Genomic DNA, 17,604 nt, shown 5'->3' with positions numbered 1-17,604 from the left:
CGCCGTCGTGGCGGTCCGCACACTTATGATTGCTTAGGTTGAAGCGCATACTAATCAAATCTACGCAAAACCCATCGCACCAGCAAAAAACACGCTCATCGCCTGCCTTCCTTAACAGCCATACCGTGCGCTCAAGAGACAAGGCCGCACAAACCAAACACGATGAGTCCCATTACGATCGAATGAAACAAAATGCGACATCGTATACGACTTATTAACCAGAATATCCGTGCGCATTTAACGTCGACACCTGTAACAACGGGAACAATATGGTTCAAAGCTGGCAGAAACACTTGAATTTTTCAACAGCTAGTCTACTCATCGGACAAAGATTAGAACGCGAAGGAAGGGGCTGGGTGGATGGTTGGGGCTGACGTGCGCATTCAGGGGTATGGCCGCCGGCTTGGGCGGGGAGTGTCGCGCTTGGCTCTGCTGGCGGCGGTCGGGCTGATGGGGGCGGGGTGTGCCATCGAGCCGGAACCGTTGACATTGCAGGAGCGATTCGCCCAGGTGCAGACTGACCGGACGCGCCTCTACGCCGAGCAGGAGCCGGTAACCGGCCCCATCTCGCTGCCCGAGGCCATGGCGCGAGCTATCAAATACAACTTGGACGCGCGACAGGCCCTGATGGAGCAGGTGCTTCAGGTCCGTCAGCTCGACGTCTCCAACTACGACATGCTGCCGAAGCTGGCGGCCGGCGCCGGTTACGCCACGCGCGACAAGCCGAACGAATCGCTGAGCCGCAACACCATCACCAACTTCACTTCCGTCGAGCCGGCGATCAGCCAGGACCGGATCCGCTACACCACGGACCTCGGGCTGACCTGGAGCCTGCTGGACTTCGGCGTCAGTTACTATCAGGCCAAGCAGCAGGCGAACCGCGTGCTGATCGCGCAGGAGCGCCGTCGGCGGCTCTCCAACTCGATCATCCAGCAAGTGCGCTCGGCCTTCTGGCTGGCCGCCGGCGCCGAACGCCTGCAAGGCGAGATCGAGCCGATCCTGGTCGAGGCGCGCAAGGCGCTGGCGGATTCCAAGCAGGTCGAGGAGGAGCGGCTGAAGCCGCCGCTGGAGTCGTTGCGCTTCCAGAAGGCGCTGATCGAGATCATCCGGCAGCTGGAGACGGTGCAGCAGGATCTGTCCATCTCCAAGGCGCAACTGGCCGCGCTGATGAACATCCCGCTCGGCCAGCCCTTCACGCTGGCCCTGCCGGAGGGCTTCGCGCAGACGATCCCCGACATCGCCATTCCGATCGAGAAGATGGAAACCATCGCGCTCCTCAACCGCCCGGAAATGCGCGAGGAGCAGTACCAGAAGCGCGTCAATCTGGCCGAGGTGCACAAGGCCATGCTGCGCATGCTGCCGGGCATCAGCCTGAACACCTCGTACAATTACGACAGCAACTCCTTCCTCATCCACAACATGTGGGCCGAGGCGGGGGCGCGGCTGAGCTACAATCTGGTGAACCTCTTCGCCGGCCCGGCCAGCATCCGCGCCGCCGAGGCGCAGGAGGAGGCCGGCGACTTCCGACGCATGGCGCTCAGCGTGGCGACGCTGACGCAGGTGCACGTCGCCTACCAGCAGTACGTGCGCGGCAAGACCGGCTTCGAGCAGGCGCGCGTGCTGGAGGCCATCGAGCGGCGCATCAACGAAAACGTCCAGCAGGCCGCCACCGCCGATGCGGAATCGGCGCTGGAGCGCATCCGCAGCAAGGCGTCGGCGGTCAACGCCCAGCTGTCGCGCGACCGCGCCTATGCCGAACTCCAGAACGCGATGTCGAGCATGTACGTCTCGCTCGGCCTCGACGCCCTGCCGGAGACGGTGGAAAGCCACGGCATCAAGGACCTGACCGCCGGCCTCGCCAAGGTGGCCGAGGACTGGCAGGCCGGCCGCCTCCATTACGAGGAGCCCCCCGTGGAAGCACCCGCGCCGGTCGCCGCCGCCCCGGCGACCGAGCCCCCGGCGAATGCCCTCGTTGTCGGTGAACCGACGTCATGAAGCGCCACCGCATCGGGCCTGCGGCCTGGGCCGTATTGATCGGGGTGCTGGCCGGGCCGGCGCTCGCCCAGACCGACGCGCCCGCGGAGATCCGCGCCCAGCTCAGCCCGGTGCGCATCACCACGCTCTCGACCGAGATCCCCGGCAAGATCGGCGACCTGACGGTGCGCGAGGGCGACCGCTTCACCGAGGGGCAGAAGCTCGTCGTGCTCGACTGCACGCTGCACAAGGCGCGGCTCGACAAGGCGCAGGCCCAGGCCCAGGGCGCGCGCAAGACGTATCAGGTGCATTCGCGGCTGGACAAGCTCGGCTCCAACAGCGCGCTGGAGATGGAGAATTCCATTGCCCAGCTCGCCGCCGCCGAGGCCGAAGTCGCCATGATGCGCAGCTTCGTCGAGCATTGCGCCGTCCCGGCGCCGTTCGCCGGCCGCGTCGTCGATTTGAAGGTGAAGCGCCACCAGTTCGTCGGCGAAGGCCACGAATTGCTGGAAATCCTCGACGACCGGGAGTTGGAGGTCGAGTTGGCGGTGCCGTCGCGCTGGCTGCCCTGGCTGAAGCCCGGCACGCCGTTCGTCCTGCACCTGGACGAGACCGGCCGGCAATACCCGGCCAAGGTGGTACGGCTGGCCGCCCGCATCGATCCGGTCAGCCAATCCATCAAGATCTTCGGCACCATCGCCGGCAGCTTTCCCGAACTGCTCGCCGGCATGAGCGGCAACGCCACCTTCGAGCCACCCAATTAAAAGGCCGCCATGGCAACCCCCGCGACCGTCGACGCCGCTCCCGCCGAGACCCGCCAGCTTCGCGTCCTGACCGCGCTGCTCCAGATCGAACGCCGGGCGCGCGCCGCCGCGACGGTGGAGGAACTCGGCTTCCTGGCGGTCAACGAGACGCTGGGTCTGGTGCGCTACCGGCAAGCGGTGCTGTGGAGCCGCGATGGGCGCATCGCCGCGCTGTCGGGCGTGCCTTTGGTCGACCGCAACGCGCCCTACGTGCTGTGGCTGACCCGCGCGCTGGCCTGGGCGCAGGCGGCGCACGGTGGCGGGGGTGCGGTGCCGCTGGCCGCCGCCGACCTGCCGCCGGAGCTTGCCCGCGATTGGGCCGATTGGCTGCCGCCGCACGGGCTGTGGCTGCCGCTGGGGGAGAGCGGAGCGCTGCTCCTCGCCCGCGAGGAGCCGTGGGGGGCCGCGGAGGCCCACGTGCTGGGCTACGTCGCCGACGCCTACGGCCACGCCTGGAGCGCCCTGGAGCGGCGCCGCGGCGGCTGGCGCCTGCCGAAGAAGCGCGGCCGGGCCGTGCTGATGGCGGCGGCGCTGGCGCTGGCGGTCGGGGCGCTGGCGTTCCCGATGCCGCAGTCAGCGCTCGCCCCGGCGGAGGTCATCGCCCGCGCGCCGACCCTGGTGCGGGCACCCATCGACGGTGTGGTCGACCGCTTCGAGGTGACGCCCAACCAGGCCGTTGCCGAGGGACAAGTCCTGCTGGTGCTCGACCGCACGCGCTTGCAGAACCGGCTTGAGGTCGCCCGCAAGGCGCTGGAGGTGGCCGAGGCCGAGCACCGCCAAGCCTCCCAGCAGGCGCTGTTCGATCCCCGCAGCAAGGCGAACCTCGCCATGCTCAAGGGCCGCATCGACCAGCAGGCGGCCGAGGTGACCTACGTGAAGGAGCTGCTGTCGCGCGTCGAGATCCGCGCGCCGCGCGCCGGCATCGCCATCTTCGACGACGTCAACGACTGGATCGGCAAGCCCGTCACCATCGGCGAGCGTATCCTGACCGTCGCCGACCCGCAGGAAACCGAACTGGAGATCCGCCTGCCGGTCGCCGATGCCATCGCGCTGGCCACCGGGTCGGACGTGCGGCTGTTCCTCAACGTCGATCCGCAGCGCCCGATTCCGGCAAAGCTGTCCTTCGCCGGCTATCAGGCCGACACCACGCCCGAGGGCGTGCTGGCCTACCGCCTGAAGGCCGAGTTCGACCCAGGAGCCCCGCAGCCCCGCATCGGCTTGAAGGGGATCGCCAAGCTGTACGGCCAGGACAGCACGCTCGGCCTCGCGCTGCTGCACCGGCCGCTGGCGGCGCTCCGGCAGCGGCTGGGCGTGTAGCATGCGGCTGCCGCCGTTGCGCGAAGAGTTGTCGCTGCACGCCGGCCCGCGCACCGCCGACGGCGCGCCGAGCTGGACGCTGCACGACCCCGCCGCCCACCGCTTCTTCCGCATCGGCTGGGTGGAACTGGAGATGCTCTCGCGCTGGCACCATGGCACCGTGGACACGGTGGCCGCCGCTGTCGCCACCGAGACCACCATCCCCGCCACCGCCGCCCAAGTCGAGGCGTTCGCCCGTTTCCTGTGGTCGCAGGGTCTGTTGCAGGCGACGGGCGAGGAAGCGCTCGGGCGGCTGAAGACGCTTGCGGCGGCGCACCGGCCGCACTGGCTGATGTGGCTGCTGAAGACCTATCTGTCGATCCGCATTCCACTGGTGCGGCCGGACCGGTTCCTGACCGCCACGCTGCCGCTGGTCAACCTGCTCTACACCCCCGCCTTCCTGGCGCTGACGCTGCTGGTGGCGCTGGCCGGCGGGCATCTGGTGCTGCGCCAGTGGGACACGTTCCAGGCCACCTTCCTGCACTTCTTCACGCTGGAGGGCGCGGCGCTGGCCGCTATTGCGCTGACCGGCGCCAAGGTGCTGCACGAGTTGGGGCATGCCTACACGGCGCGGCGGTTCGGCTGCCGGGTGCCCAGCATGGGCTTGGTGTTCCTGGTCATGTGGCCGGTGCTCTACACCGACGTCAGCGAGGCGTGGAAGCTGTCCTCGCGCCGGCAGCGGCTCGCCATCGGCATGGCCGGGCTGGTGGCAGAGCTGGTCCTGGCGGCCTACGCCACGCTGGCCTGGAGCTTCCTGCCGGACGGACCGCTGCGCAGTGCCGCCTTCCTGCTGGCCAGCTCGACCTGGGTCCTGACGCTCGCTGTCAACCTGAACCCGCTGATGCGATTCGACGGGTACTTCCTGCTGTCCGACGCGCTGGACGTGCCGAACCTGCAAGACCGCGCCTTCGCGCTCGCCCGCTGGCGGCTGCGGGAGTGGCTGTTCGGTTTCGGCGACCCGCCGCCGGAAGTGTTCGCGCCGCGGACCCGGCGCATCCTGCTGGTCTACGCGTACGCCACGTGGGTGTACCGGTTCCTCCTGTTCCTCGGCATCGCGCTGCTCGTCTACCACGTGTTCTTCAAACTTCTGGGGCTGTTCCTGATGGCGGTCGAGGTCGGATGGTTCATCGTCAAGCCCATCACCAGCGAACTGCGGGACTGGCTGAAGCGCCGGGACCGCCTGCGGCCCAACCGCCATGCGCTGGTCACCGCCGGCTTTGTCCTGGCGGGCCTCATCCTGGTGCTGGTGCCCTGGCATGGGACCGTGTCGGCGCCCGCGGTGCTGAAGGCGGCGCAGCAGACCCAGCTGTTCGTGCCGAAGGGCGCGCGGCTGGCCGAAGTGCGCGTGACGCCGGGGGCGCCAATTGACAAGGGGGACGTGCTGTTCCGGCTGGACTCGCCCGACCTCGCCCACGACCTCGCCCAGGCGCGCCGCAAGGTGGAAATGCTGCGCGAGCGGGCGCAGGTGCAGAGCCTGAGCCGCGACCTGATGGAGCACACCCAGGCGACGTGGCGCGAGCTGGAGGCCGCCCAGGCCGAGGCCGCCGCGCTGGACATGGAGATCGCCCGCCTCGACGTGACCGCCCCTGCCGAGGGCGTGGTGGTGGACATGGCCGATCCGCTGGCTACCGGCGAATGGCTCCGCGAGAGCACGCGGCTGGCGACATTGATCGACCCGGCCTCCAGCGTGATCGAGGCTTACATTCCGGAGGAGGATTTGTACCGGGTGGAGGTCGGCACCACCGGACGCTTCCTCACCGACGCCGGCCGGAGCTGGGTGACGGCAACGGTCATGTCCATCGCCACGGCAAGCAGCCGCGTGCTGCCCGAACCGTATCTCGCCTCCGTGCACGGCGGCAACGTGCCGGTTCACCAGGGGCGGGACCACACGCTGATCCCGGAGGCGCCGGTGTACCGCGTGCTGCTGCGCCCCGATGCGCCGTTGCAGGCCCCGGCGCGGGTGGAGCGCGGCACGGTGCTGCTGGACGGCGCTGAGGAGAGCTTCGCCATGAGGCTCTGGCGAACCGCCGTCGGCGTGCTGATCCGCGAGAGCGGGCTATAGCTGCGTCAGGCTTTGACGACGCCTCGTCAGGCCGTCGATTTCCTTCGGCCAGCCGCCGGGGTGTTTCACCGAGGCAGGAAAGACACGAGATCGCCCCTGCCCTGCCGCTGATCAAGAGTGAGGCCTGCCGGGCAGCGCCGCCGTCCTGGCGCGGCAGGCGACGGAGGAGCGAGACGCTGCTGAAGAGCCTGGAAGGGCTGCTGTTCAGTTCGGGCGATGCGGCGTGCCAAATCCGCTCTGGCCGCGCATATCGTTCAGCCGCCGCCGGGCATCCGCCTCATCGGCATCCTGCTGCCGTTGGCGGATACGATCGGCTTGGTGCTCCCAGAATCCAGCACCGAGGTCCTCGATCTCACCCCAGCCGCGCGCCGGACGGGTGCGGGTCAGGAATGGATCACCCGCGGCGACGGTCGGCCCGAGGACCGTCCGGTCATCCGGTGCCGGGGTGAGATTGCCTGTGTAATGCGGGCCGCCATAGGCATCCCGGTAGGTGTCGTAAGGGGTGTAACCCTGGGCGCCCACGGGACCGGACAGCAGAGCGGCCGCGCAAACGATGCGCATTGAGCGAGCAAACATGGTTATCTCCTTTTTTGTCGAATAACCGGTTTGAGGCTCAGGCAGTTACCGATGAGCGTGGCCGTGTCCTCTGCGCCGCCAATGCTTCGGCAGGTTTTCGGAGCACACCCTCAGACGATCACCCGCAATTTAGGCATGGTTTCCAGAACTCCCTTATGGCGGCAATGGTGTTATTGCCCCTGCCCCGCTGACTACCAAGGGGTGATCGGGAGGTTTCCTTCGTCGACTTTCGACCTTGCCGCAGCGAGGGGCATACGGTGCAAGATGGCAGTGTTGCTGACCAGCACTCATTCCCAGCCCAGGCGGGTTCCCTGCTCCGCCGTGGTCAGCCGCCCCACGATCATCGTCTCGGTCCGTTCCAGCGGGCGGTCTCGGCCCGGCGCAGCGCGTTGGCGATGGTGCCCTCGCTGATGCCCAGCCCGAACGTGGCAGTCCACGACATGGTCAGCATTGGCGGCCACCTCGCGCCCCCGGGACCCTTGCGCTTGTGCCGAGGCGTCTTGGGTGACTGGTTCAGCGTCGCTTCGAGCGCCGCGACACGCTCCAGCAGCGCCAGGGTCAGCGCGTTCTTCTCTTTTGAACTCAGGCGGGACAGGTCGGGGCGCGTCATGGAGATGTTGACTCATACCCGGACCCGCGGCGCAACACCGGCGTGGCGCCTTCTCCCTATGCCCCGCAAGCCCCTCTTAAGCGCAGCACCGGCTCAGCCAGCCCCCTGAGCAATACCGCACCAGCGGGCACGCGACGAGTCACACAGAGTGACTGGTGGGCGGTTGAACGATGGCGGTGGTTAACCTCGGCTCACAGCAGGTCGTCGCTCCAGCCCCGGTGTGGCGTCGTGCGAACTCAGACCCGCCGCTTCCCTCCTGCTTCCCCGGCTCGCCGGAGAAGCCACCCCAGACATGGCGAAGGCCGCTAACCCGTTGAGGTTAGCGGCCTTCAGGATGGTGGGCGCGACAGGGATTGAACCTGTGACCCCTACGATGTCAACGTAGTGCTCTCCCGCTGAGCTACGCGCCCATCCGACTGTTCGACCGTGTCCGGCCTGCGGTGGCGCGGGGTTTAGCATCATCCATTGGACGAGGCAACCCTCACGTTCACTTTTTTTCGAAGCGCGTTTCCCAGCGCCCCGCCACGGACCACCACAGCCTCGCCGCTGTTGTCGCTTGGCAGGCCACGGCGCGGCGTGACAGCGGCCCGCCGGTCCATTACATCACTATGCTCATGGATGCGCATTTCGACGCCGACGCCGCCCTGGACCGTGTGTACGACGTTCAGGCCCCACAGGAGCAGACCCTGCCCCTGGTGGTCGCCTCGCCGCACAGCGGCCGGCTCTACCCGCCCGACTTCCTGGCCGCCGCGCGGCTGGACGGGCGGACTTTGCGCAAATCCGAGGACGCCTTCGTCGACGAGATCTTCGCCACAGCCCCGCAACTCGGAGCACCGCTGCTGCGCGCCCTGTTCCCGCGCGCCTTCCTCGACGCCAACCGCGAGGCGTACGAACTCGACCCGGAGATGTTCGCCGACCGCCTGCCGGCCTACGTCAACACCCGCTCACCACGCGTGGCCGCCGGGCTGGGCACCATCGCCCGCGTCGTCGCCAACGGCGAGGAGATCTATCGCGGCAAGCTGCGATTCACCGACGCCGTGCAGCGCGTCGCCCGCTTCTACCACCCCTACCACGGCGCCCTGAAGGAACTGATCGAGACGACCGCCGCGCGATTCGGCCACTGCATCCTCATCGACAGCCACTCCATGCCCTCGGCCGGCTCGGCCGAGCGGGACCGCGACGGGCGACGGGTCGATCTCGTGCTGGGCGATTGCTTCGGCAGCGCCTGCGCGCCCGTCGTCATCGACACCGCCGAACGGCTGCTGCGCTCCAAAGGCTACACGGTCAACCGCAACGCCCCCTACGCCGGCGGCTTCACCACCCGCCACTACGGCCGGCCACGCACCGGCGTGCACGCCTTGCAGATCGAGATCAACCGTGACCTCTACATGGACGAGGCCACCCTCGACCGCCTGCCCTTCCTCAACGTGCTGGCGGAGCACATGGCGGAACTGCTCACCACGCTGGGCCGGATCGACGGCAACGCGCTGCGCCGGCGCTGATTCCCGCCCCTCCCCCGTTCGGACAAGAAAAAAGGCCGCGGGGAAAACCCCGCGGCCCGAGTCTAGGGAGGAAACGCCCAAGAAGTGCGTTACGCCACCGATCCCGTCGAAACACGACCGATGCCGCACTGCACAATATGAGACCGATTCCAGAAATGATCAAGGGGAAAAAAATTTACCCATTCTTGGCAATGGCTTAACGTGGAGCATTGGCGTAGGGGCTTCGCCCCTCGACATAGGACATGCTGCACCGCACAACCCCCTGAAGACATAGTAGGCACTCGAAACGGATAGAGGTCGGCGGCAAGCCCCGGCGGGGAACCAAGCGGTCGGGGGCGCCGTTTGTCCTGGGCACGGCCGCTGCGCACCCCGGCGTTCCGGCGGCCGACCGCTACCGGGAGTCCCAGGCGTGAGCAGACTGGTCGTCGTGTCCAACCGCGTCGCCCCCGTCGACGAGGGCAAGCAGGCGGCGGGGGGCCTTGCCGTTGCCGTGCTGGCGGCGCTGAAGAAGACCGGCGGCATCTGGTTCGGCTGGAGCGGCACCGTCACCGAGGGCGAGTCGCAGCTGGAACCGACGCGCACCGACGTCGGCCGCCTCACCTACGCCACGCTCGACCTCGGCCGGCGCGATTACGAGGAATACTACAACGGGTTCGCCAACCAGACGCTGTGGCCGCTGTTCCACTACCGGATCGGCCTGACCTCGGTGAACCGCCGCACACGCGAGGGCTACCAGCGGGTCAACGGCTACTTCGCCGACCGTCTGGCGCCGCTGCTGAACCCCGACGACATGGTGTGGGTGCACGATTACCACTTGATCCCGCTGGGCGACGAGTTGCGCACGCGCGGCTGCGGGCACCGCCTGGGCTTCTTCCTGCACACGCCGTTCCCGGCGCCGGAGGTGCTGAAGGTCCTGCCCAACCACCGCGACCTGATCCAGGAGCTGTGCGCCTACGATCTGGTGGGCTTCCACACCGAGGTCGATCTGCGCTGCTTCGTCAACTACATCCGCTACGAGGCGCGCGGCGAGGTGGACGACCGCGGCTTTGCCGGCGGCTGCCACATCCGCGCCTTCGGCCGCACGCTGCTGGCGCGCGCCTTCCCGATCAGCATCGACACCGCCAACCTGGAAGCCGTGGCCCAGTCCGCGGCGCGCTCGCGCCACGCCGAGCGGCTGCGCGAGAGCCTGGTGGGGCGGCGGCTGATCATCGGCGTCGACCGGCTGGACTATTCTAAGGGCCTGCCGCACCGCTTCGAGGCGTTCCAGCAGCTGCTGGAATCCTACCCCGAGCACTGCAACCGGGTCTCCTTCCTGCAAATCGCCCCACCCTCGCGCGAGGACGTGCCGGAGTACATCGCCATCCGCCGCGAGCTGTCCGAGTTGTCCGGCCGCATCAACGGCCGCTTCGCCGAGTTCGACTGGGCGCCGATCCGTTACCTGAACAAGAGCTTCGGGCGACGCATCCTGGCCGCCTTCTACCGGCAGGCCAACATCGGGCTGGTGACGCCGCTGCGCGACGGCATGAACCTTGTGGCGAAGGAATACGTGGCGTGTCAGGATCATCATAACCCGGGAGTGCTGGTGCTCTCCGAGTTCGCCGGTGCGGCTCTGGAGCTGACGGAGGCGCTGATCGTCAACCCCTATGACGTCGAGGGGGTGGCGGACACGCTGCAACGTGGGCTGACGATGCCGCTGGAGGAACGCAAGGAGCGCCACGCCGCCCTGATAACGACCCTGCGCCGCAACGACATCACCGCGTGGCGCGAGGCCTATGTGAACGCCCTGACGCGAGCGCCCTATGGATGACTGAGCAACAGGAAGACACCGGACTGGCGCTGGTCGCCGACATCGGCGGCACCAACGCCCGCTTCGGCCTGATCGGCGACAGCGGAATCCGCGACTCGCTGGTCTTCCGCTGCGCCGACTTCCCGTCGCTGGAGGCCGTGGCCGACGCCTATCTCCGCACCGTGCCCCCGGACGCGCGGCCGAAGCAGGCGGCGTTCTGCGTGGCCGGCCCGATCACCGGCGACCACATCGCCATCACCAACCTGCCGTGGACCTTTTCGGTGGAGGGCGTGCGCGGGGCTCTGGGGTTGCAGCGGCTTCGGGTGATCAACGACTTCACCGCGGTGGCGCTGTCGGTGCCGCGCCTGCGCGCCGCCGACCGCATCCAGGTCGGTGAGGGAAGCCCGGAGCCGGAGGCCGTCATCGGCATCCTCGGGCCGGGCAGCGGGCTGGGCATGTCCGCCCTGGTGCCGGGACCGCGGGGCTGGACCGCGCTGGCTGGCGAGGGCGGGCACGCCACCATGGCGCCGATGAGCGACCGCGAAAGCGCCGTGCTGGGCCAACTGCGCAAGACGTTCGACCACGTCTCGGTGGAGCGCGTGCTGTCCGGCCCCGGTCTGGTCAATCTGTACGAGGCGCTGTCGATCATCGACGGCCGCGACCCGGCGAAGCTGACTCCGGCCGAGGTTGCCGCCAGGGGCCTGGACGGCTCGCAGGCGCACTGCGTCGAGGCGCTGGAGATGTTCTGCGCCATGCTCGGCACCGTCGCTGGCAATCTGGCGCTGACGCTCGGGGCGCGCGGCGGGATCTACATCGCCGGGGGTGTCGTGCCGAAGCTGGGGCCGATGTTCGCGCACTCACGCTTCCGCAAGCGCTTCGCCGAAAAGGGGCGGATGCACGACTTTCTAGCGCCCATCCCCACCTACGTCATCACCCACGAGCTGCCGGCGTTCCTCGGGCTGGCCGAGGCGCTGGCGCACTGACGCCAGCGGCCCGCCGCCCGCTCAGCGGCGTTTCGACACGCCGGCGTTGGTGAGCACGCTGGCCGCCGACTTCGGCTGGTCCTTGTCGTCGCTGTCGGAACCGCCGCCGGCCAAACCACCACCGGCAGAACCGCCGGCCGAGCCGTTGGCGGGCTTCGACGGGGGCGCGTCCTTGGCGATGGGGGCCTTGGCGACCGGAGCCTTGATCTGCTCGCGGCCGGGCAGCTCGATGTTGACCTCCAGCGTCGAGCAGTCGCCGCCGCGGTCGAGCTTCACCTCGACCTTGTTGGCGTCGATGTCCACGTACTTGGCGATCACCGCCAGCAGTTCCTGCTGGAGCATCGGCAAATAGTCGGGACCGGTCCGGCCGACCCGCTCGTGCGCCATGACGATCTGCAGGCGCTCCTTGGCCTGGACGGCCGAGGCCTTGGGGGCCGTACGGAAGAAGTTGAAGATGCTCATGCGGTCCTCCGCAGGAGGCGGCTGAACAGGCCCTTCTTCTGCACGTTGATGAAGCGGTGCTCGACGTCCTCGCCCAGGAAGCGGCCGACCGCGTCCAGGTACGCCTGACCGGCGTTGGAGTTCTCGTCGAGGATGACCGGCATGCCGATGTTGGAGGCGCGCAACACCGCCGGGCTCTCGGGGATCACGCCCAGCAGCGGAACCGCCAGGATCTCCAGCACGTCGTCGACCTTCAGCATCTCGCCGCGCTCGACGCGCTCCGGGTCGTAGCGGGTCAGCAGCAGCTGCTGGGTGACCGGCTCCTGGCCCTGCTCGGCGCGGCGCGACTTGGCGGCCAGCACGCCCAGGATGCGGTCGCTGTCGCGCACCGAGGAAACCTCGGGGTTGGTGACGATCACCGCGTGGTCGGCGAAGTACAGCGACATCAGCGCACCGCGCTCAATGCCCGCCGGGCTGTCGCAGACGATGTAATCGAAGTCCTTGCTCAGCTCGTCCAGGATGCGCTCCACGCCCTCCTTGGTCAGCGCATCCTTGTCGCGCGTCTGCGAGGTGGGGAGGATGTACAGGTTGTCGACCCGCTTGTCCTTGATGAGCGCCTGGTTGAGCTTCGCCTCGCCGTTGATGACGTTGATGAAGTCGAACACCACGCGGCGCTCGCAGCCCATCACCAGATCGAGATTGCGCAGGCCGACGTCGAAGTCGATGACGACTGTCTTGAAGCCGCGCAAGGCGAGTCCGGTCGCGAAAGCGGCGGACGACGTCGTCTTGCCGACGCCGCCCTTGCCGGAAGTCATGACGATGATCTTGCCCAACGAGCCTCTCCTACGAAGCTAGAGTTTCCGACGCCTGACCCGTGCGGGTCAAAGTGGTGCGATGTGAAGAAAGCCGTCGTCCAATCGGATCTGCACGGCCTTCTTAATGAGCGACTGGTCCAGATCCTCGCTGACGCGGTAGAGGCCGGCGATGGACACCACCTCCGCTTCGAGGCTCTGGCAGAAGATGCGGGCGTTGTTGTCGCCGGAGATGCCGGCCAGCGCGCGGCCGCGCAACGCGCCGTAGACATGGATGTTGCCGTCCGCCAGCACCTCGGCGCCGTGGCTGACCGGCGCCGCGATGACGAGGTCGGTGCCCTGCGCGTAGATCTGCTGGCCCGAACGCACCGGCTCGCTGACCACCAGGGCCGGGCGGTACACCGGCTCCGGCGGCGGCGCCACGGGCTGGCCCGAGCTGTCCACCGGGCGGGCGAGTTCCAGCTTGGTGGCGCGCCCCGTGGGCATCGGCACGAGGCCGAGCGCCATGGACTGCTCCTGCACCGCGGCCGGGCCGCCCTGGAAGCCGACGGGCAGCAGGTACTGCTCGCGCACCTTGGCGACGAAGCCCGCGACGTCGAACGCCCCGGCGTTCGCCGGCAGCTCGTCGAAGTCCAGCACGATGGGCGCGTGGCGGAAGAAGTTGGGCGCCTGACGCACCTTGCCGGCGAGTGCGGCAAAGAAATTCGGCGACGCCGGGTCGAGCACCTTCAGCACCATCATGGTGAAGGAGTTGCCCCGCAACTGGAACGGCGCGTCCCGTTCGGTGACCTGATTGGCGCTGCTCACCGCCACCATCCTGACATGCGTTGCCGATCCTAAAACTGCCCAACGGAACCAAGCACCGCCGAGCGGCCGGCGAGCCAGCCACCTTCTAGCGATGCGTGACGGCCCGGTTCAAGTGTCACCGTGCCCGGGGCGAGTGACAACCATCAGCCCTGCGCACACGTCATAGGCCGCACCCGACCGGCCGCCCGCCGTTCCAGGCAGGGCAATCCGTCGGCGCTGCCAACGTGTTGGGCTGAGGAAGCTCCTCACCACAAAGTATAGTAACTTAACCCGATCTTGTGGGTAAAGGGTTTCCTGCGGGCAGATCCGGCCGCATCCAGATGGACAAAGGCCACGCGCCGCCTCTTTCGGGCACATCCTTTGCGCCGCGGAACACCACCAGCGGCGACACGTCGCACCGTGCGTCCTATCCACAACATCTTGTATGAAATTTTTACGTAGGCCGCAACTTCGGCTGACATCGGCCGTTCCCAAGGGTAAGGTTCGTGTTGCGAGGCACCGCTTCCGAAAGAGGACTCCGGCTTGCACCATTCCTTTTCGACGACGCCCTTATCCATCATCGCGGCCCCAGGCGGCCTCGACAGTCCGGGCGCCGGCCTCGCAACGGCAAGCCTACGCCGGGCACGCTTCATCGCACGCACGACCGCGAACCTCCCCCATGGGGAGGTTTTTTTGTGCCCGGCGCGAACCGCCCATCCCCACGACTTGAGGAGAGCGACATGGCCAAGCGACAGAGCAAGGGCAGTGCGGCCGCGCAGGTGTCCGACACCAAGGTCCACCCGCTGTTCCCGAACAGCGCCTGGGACCCGCTGAACGGGCCGGGGATAGGGGGCGGGATCGGGGACGACCGCCGCGACCAGAGCTATCTCGCCAAGGTCAAGCCGCGCAGCCCGAACCAGAAGGTGCTTCTCGACGCCATCGCCGCGCACAATCTGATCGTGGCGCTCGGCCCGGCCGGCACCGGCAAGACCTATCTGGCCATCTCCTCCGCCGTCGAGGCCCTGGATGCCGGCAAGGTGGACCGCATCGTGCTCTCCCGCCCGGCCATCGAGGCCGGCGAGAGCATCGGCTACCTGCCCGGCGACATGCATGAAAAGATGGCGCCCTTCCTGCGCCCGCTCTACGACGCGCTCTCCGACCGGCTGGGCAGCAAGCGCCTGCGCCAGCTCATGCAGGACGGCACCATCGAGATCGCGCCGGTCGGCTTCATGCGCGGGCGCACGCTGAACAACGCCTTCGTGGTGATCGACGAGGCGCAGAACTGCACCTACGCGCAGATCAAGATGCTGCTGACGCGGCTGGGCTGGCACTCGACCATGGTGCTGACCGGCGACCCGGACCAGACAGATCTCCTGGACAACCTCTCCGGCCTGTCCGACATCGGGCGCCGCCTGGAAGCGGTCGAGGGCATCGCGGTGGTCCGTCTGGCCGAAACCGACATCGTCCGCCACCCGCTGGTCGCCAGCATGCTGACGGTGCTGTGAGGTACCGTTGACGGGCGCCGGCCGGGCCGCCCCGCGCAGCCCGGCCGGCGCCCCATACGCCACCGTTGAGTGGTAATACCACATCCACGCTCTACCACTGCGACAGGCTGTCGCCTTCCCTTCCGGTTCGTATGCCCCATAATCATTGCTAACAATTTGTTATGGAATCGCCGGACATCGGCCCGTTCCGCAGTCGGGGAGAGCGCGGTCATGTTCGAGCGCATCAGCATCAAGGGAAAGATTTCCGTCATCCTCGCCCTGTCGGCGCTGGGTCTGGTGTTGGTGCTGGCACTGAGCCTGTTCAGCCTGCGCTCCGAGATGATGAAGGACCGCCAGGACAAGACGCGCAGCGTCGTCGAGACGGTCTACAGCCTCGTCGCCCGCTACGAGACGCTGGCCCGCCAGGGGACGCTGACGACCGAACAGGCGCAGGTCGCCGCCAAGGACGCGCTGCGCGCCATGCGCTACGGCGCCGATGAGTACTTCTTCATCAGCGACCTGTCCGCGCGCATGATCATGCACCCGATCAAGCCGGAACTGGACGGGAAGGACCAGTCGCAGAACGCCGACCCCAACGGCAAGAAGCTGTTCGTCGCCTTCGCCGAAACGGTGCGGCGCGACGGCGAGGGTTTCGTCGATTACTGGTGGCCGAAGCCCGGCTCCTCGGCGCCGGTGCCGAAGCTGACCTACGTGCGCGGCTTCCAGCCCTGGGGCTGGGTGATCGGTTCGGGCATCTACATCGACGACGTGGAGGCGGCGTTCTGGAGCGCCGCGCTGCGGCTGGGCGGCATCGGCGCGCTGGTGACGCTGCTCGGCGTCTCGGTGGCGCTGTTCATCAGCCGCGGCATCGTGCGGCCGGTGCGCTCCACCACCGCCATCATGCTGCGACTCGCCGAAGGCGACACCGACTTCGAGGTGCCCGGCCAGGACCGAGGCGACGAGCTGGGCGTCATGGCCCGCACGGTGGAGGTGTTCCGCGGCCATCAGGTGTCGCTCAAGGAGCATTGGGAACGCCAGGAGTTCGAACACCGCGTCACCGAGCAGCGCGCCCGCGCGCTGGAGCGGCTGACCGACAATTTCGACAACACGGTGACCAACATGATCGCCGCCGTCACCGAGGCGGTGGAGGGGCTGGAGCGGACGGCCGTGAGTCTGTCCGACACCGCCGACCGCAACATGCAGCAGGCGGCCTCGGTCGCCGGCGCCTCGCAGCAGGCGACGGTCAACGTGCACACCGTCGCAGCGGCGGCCGAAGAACTGTCCGGCGCCATCTCAGAGATCAGCCATCAGGTGACGGTGAACGCGCAGATTTCCGGTCAGGCCGTCGAGGCGTCGGAGCGCGCCAACACGCAGATCGCCAATCTGGGCGACGCCACCCGGCGCATCGGCGAGGTGGCCGACCTCATCACCTCGATCGCCAGCCAGACCAACCTCCTGGCGCTGAACGCCACCATTGAGGCGGCGCGCGCCGGGGAAGCCGGCAAGGGCTTCGCCGTGGTCGCCGGCGAGGTGAAGAACCTCGCCACCCAGACCGCCCACGCCACCGAGGAGATCGCCCAGCAGATCGCCGGCGTGCAGCAGGCCACCGCGTCGGCGGTCGCGGCGATCCGCGAGATCACCGGCATCATCGGCCAGAGCGACGAGATCGGCACCTCCATCGCCGCCGCGGTGCAGGAACAGGGTGCCGCCACCGGCGAAATCGCCCGCTCCGCCAACGAGGCGGCGCAGGGCACCGAGCAGGTGTCGGCCAGCATCGGCAACGTCTCCGACGCGGCGCTGGAGACCGAACACGCCGCCAAGCACGTGCTGACCGCGGCGCAGAGCCTGACGGCGCAGGCGGACTCCCTGAAGTCGGTGGTGGACAGCTTCCTGATCAGCGTCGAGGCGGTGAACGCCGCCGGCATCGCCGATCTGTACGCCAGCTCCGGCTCCGAACTGTACATGCCCTGGACCGAGGATCTGGCCATGGGCAACGACGACATCGACAACGACCACATGATCCTGGTCGGCCTCCTCAACCGCGTGCACGAGAACGTCCGCAAGGGCCGCTCGTCCGGCGTGGTCGGCGAGGTGGTCGAGCAGCTGCTCGCCTACACCACCCTGCACTTCGGCCACGAGGAGCAGATGATGCGGGACACGGCCTACCCGGCCCTAGCCGAGCACATCGCGCAGCACGAGGCGCTGAAGGCCCGCGGGCTGGAATTGGGCGAGCGCGTCAAGGGCGGCCACGCCCCTTCGGCCGGCGACGACCTGCTGCGCCTGGTGAGCGACTGGCTGCGCGAGCACATCCAGAAGCACGACAAACGCTTCGGCGAGTATCTGGAGCGGACGGCGAGGCCGAAGGCGGCATAGTCGGCGTGACACGAGGCCGGCGGCGCACCCCCTTGACCTTGACCGCATGAGCGCCT

The 17,604-nt window shown here is 68.0% G+C and carries 14 protein-coding genes and 1 tRNA gene; 9 read left to right on the top strand and 6 right to left on the bottom strand.

The window, feature by feature from the left end:
• Positions 1-360: 360 nt before the first annotated feature.
• The 4 genes from ACSVDD_RS07665 to ACSVDD_RS07650 are packed head-to-tail and all read left to right on the top strand — an operon-like array spanning position 361 to position 6,195.
• Positions 361-1,995 (top strand): TolC family protein, encoded by a 1,635-nt coding sequence (locus ACSVDD_RS07665; RefSeq protein WP_448188738.1) that lies wholly within the window; start codon positions 361-363, stop codon positions 1,993-1,995.
• The gene (locus ACSVDD_RS07660; RefSeq protein WP_448188737.1) at positions 1,992-2,738 is read left to right on the top strand and encodes an efflux RND transporter periplasmic adaptor subunit; all 747 of its coding nucleotides are present in this window, start codon (positions 1,992-1,994) and stop codon (positions 2,736-2,738) included. Before ACSVDD_RS07665 ends, ACSVDD_RS07660 begins: the two co-directional genes overlap by 4 nt.
• Positions 2,739-2,747: 9 nt before the next feature.
• On the top strand, positions 2,748-4,094 hold the full coding sequence (locus tag ACSVDD_RS07655; protein ID WP_448188736.1) for an efflux RND transporter periplasmic adaptor subunit: 1,347 nt from the start codon (positions 2,748-2,750) through the stop codon (positions 4,092-4,094).
• A gap of 1 nt (position 4,095) precedes the next feature.
• A complete protein-coding gene (locus ACSVDD_RS07650; protein ID WP_448188735.1) occupies positions 4,096-6,195 on the top strand; it encodes a site-2 protease family protein in 2,100 nt (699 codons plus the stop codon).
• 204 nt (positions 6,196-6,399) lie between these two features.
• Here ACSVDD_RS07650 and ACSVDD_RS07645 read toward each other — a convergent pair whose 3' ends face one another.
• From ACSVDD_RS07645 to ACSVDD_RS07635, 3 genes are all read right to left on the bottom strand, one after another.
• On the bottom strand, positions 6,400-6,771 hold the full coding sequence (locus ACSVDD_RS07645; protein ID WP_448188734.1) for a hypothetical protein: 372 nt from the start codon (positions 6,769-6,771) through the stop codon (positions 6,400-6,402).
• A gap of 340 nt (positions 6,772-7,111) precedes the next feature.
• Positions 7,112-7,381 carry a hypothetical protein gene (locus ACSVDD_RS07640; RefSeq protein WP_448188733.1) on the bottom strand — a complete coding sequence of 90 codons (270 nt, stop codon included), beginning with the start codon at positions 7,379-7,381 and terminating at the stop codon, positions 7,112-7,114.
• Between the two features lie 335 nt (positions 7,382-7,716).
• Positions 7,717-7,791 (bottom strand) — tRNA-Val (locus ACSVDD_RS07635).
• Between the two features lie 204 nt (positions 7,792-7,995).
• Between ACSVDD_RS07635 and ACSVDD_RS07630 the strand changes: the two genes are divergently transcribed.
• The 3 genes from ACSVDD_RS07630 to ACSVDD_RS07620 all read left to right on the top strand — a co-directional run bounded on the left by ACSVDD_RS07630 (position 7,996) and on the right by ACSVDD_RS07620 (position 11,652).
• Positions 7,996-8,883, top strand: coding sequence for an N-formylglutamate amidohydrolase (locus tag ACSVDD_RS07630; protein ID WP_448188732.1), 888 nt, complete (start codon positions 7,996-7,998; stop codon positions 8,881-8,883).
• A gap of 409 nt (positions 8,884-9,292) precedes the next feature.
• Positions 9,293-10,690 (top strand): alpha,alpha-trehalose-phosphate synthase (UDP-forming), encoded by a 1,398-nt coding sequence (gene otsA, locus ACSVDD_RS07625; protein ID WP_448188731.1) that lies wholly within the window; start codon positions 9,293-9,295, stop codon positions 10,688-10,690.
• Positions 10,687-11,652 carry a glucokinase gene (locus tag ACSVDD_RS07620; RefSeq protein ID WP_448188730.1) on the top strand — a complete coding sequence of 322 codons (966 nt, stop codon included), beginning with the start codon at positions 10,687-10,689 and terminating at the stop codon, positions 11,650-11,652. Before otsA ends, ACSVDD_RS07620 begins: the two co-directional genes overlap by 4 nt.
• Positions 11,653-11,673: 21 nt before the next feature.
• Here the strand turns inward: ACSVDD_RS07620 and minE are convergent, their stop codons facing one another.
• The 3 genes from minE to minC are packed head-to-tail and all read right to left on the bottom strand — an operon-like array spanning position 11,674 to position 13,721.
• Positions 11,674-12,114, bottom strand: a complete 441-nt coding sequence (gene minE, locus ACSVDD_RS07615) for a cell division topological specificity factor MinE (RefSeq protein WP_448188729.1) — start codon at positions 12,112-12,114, stop codon at positions 11,674-11,676.
• Positions 12,111-12,926 (bottom strand): septum site-determining protein MinD, encoded by an 816-nt coding sequence (gene minD, locus ACSVDD_RS07610; protein ID WP_448188728.1) that lies wholly within the window; start codon positions 12,924-12,926, stop codon positions 12,111-12,113. Before minD ends, minE begins: the two co-directional genes overlap by 4 nt.
• Before the next feature lie 48 nt (positions 12,927-12,974).
• A complete protein-coding gene (gene minC / locus ACSVDD_RS07605; RefSeq protein WP_448188727.1) occupies positions 12,975-13,721 on the bottom strand; it encodes a septum site-determining protein MinC in 747 nt (248 codons plus the stop codon).
• Between the two features lie 710 nt (positions 13,722-14,431).
• Between minC and ACSVDD_RS07600 the strand changes: the two genes are divergently transcribed.
• Complete coding sequence (locus ACSVDD_RS07600) at positions 14,432-15,196, top strand: PhoH family protein (RefSeq protein WP_448188726.1); 765 nt, start codon at positions 14,432-14,434, stop codon at positions 15,194-15,196.
• Positions 15,197-15,406: 210 nt separating this feature from the next.
• Positions 15,407-17,548 carry a bacteriohemerythrin gene (locus ACSVDD_RS07595; protein ID WP_448188725.1) on the top strand — a complete coding sequence of 714 codons (2,142 nt, stop codon included), beginning with the start codon at positions 15,407-15,409 and terminating at the stop codon, positions 17,546-17,548.
• Positions 17,549-17,604 lie beyond the last annotated feature (56 nt).

This window comes from Azospirillum terrae (assembly GCF_053470425.1).
This window is presented reverse-complemented; position numbering and strand designations above follow the sequence as displayed.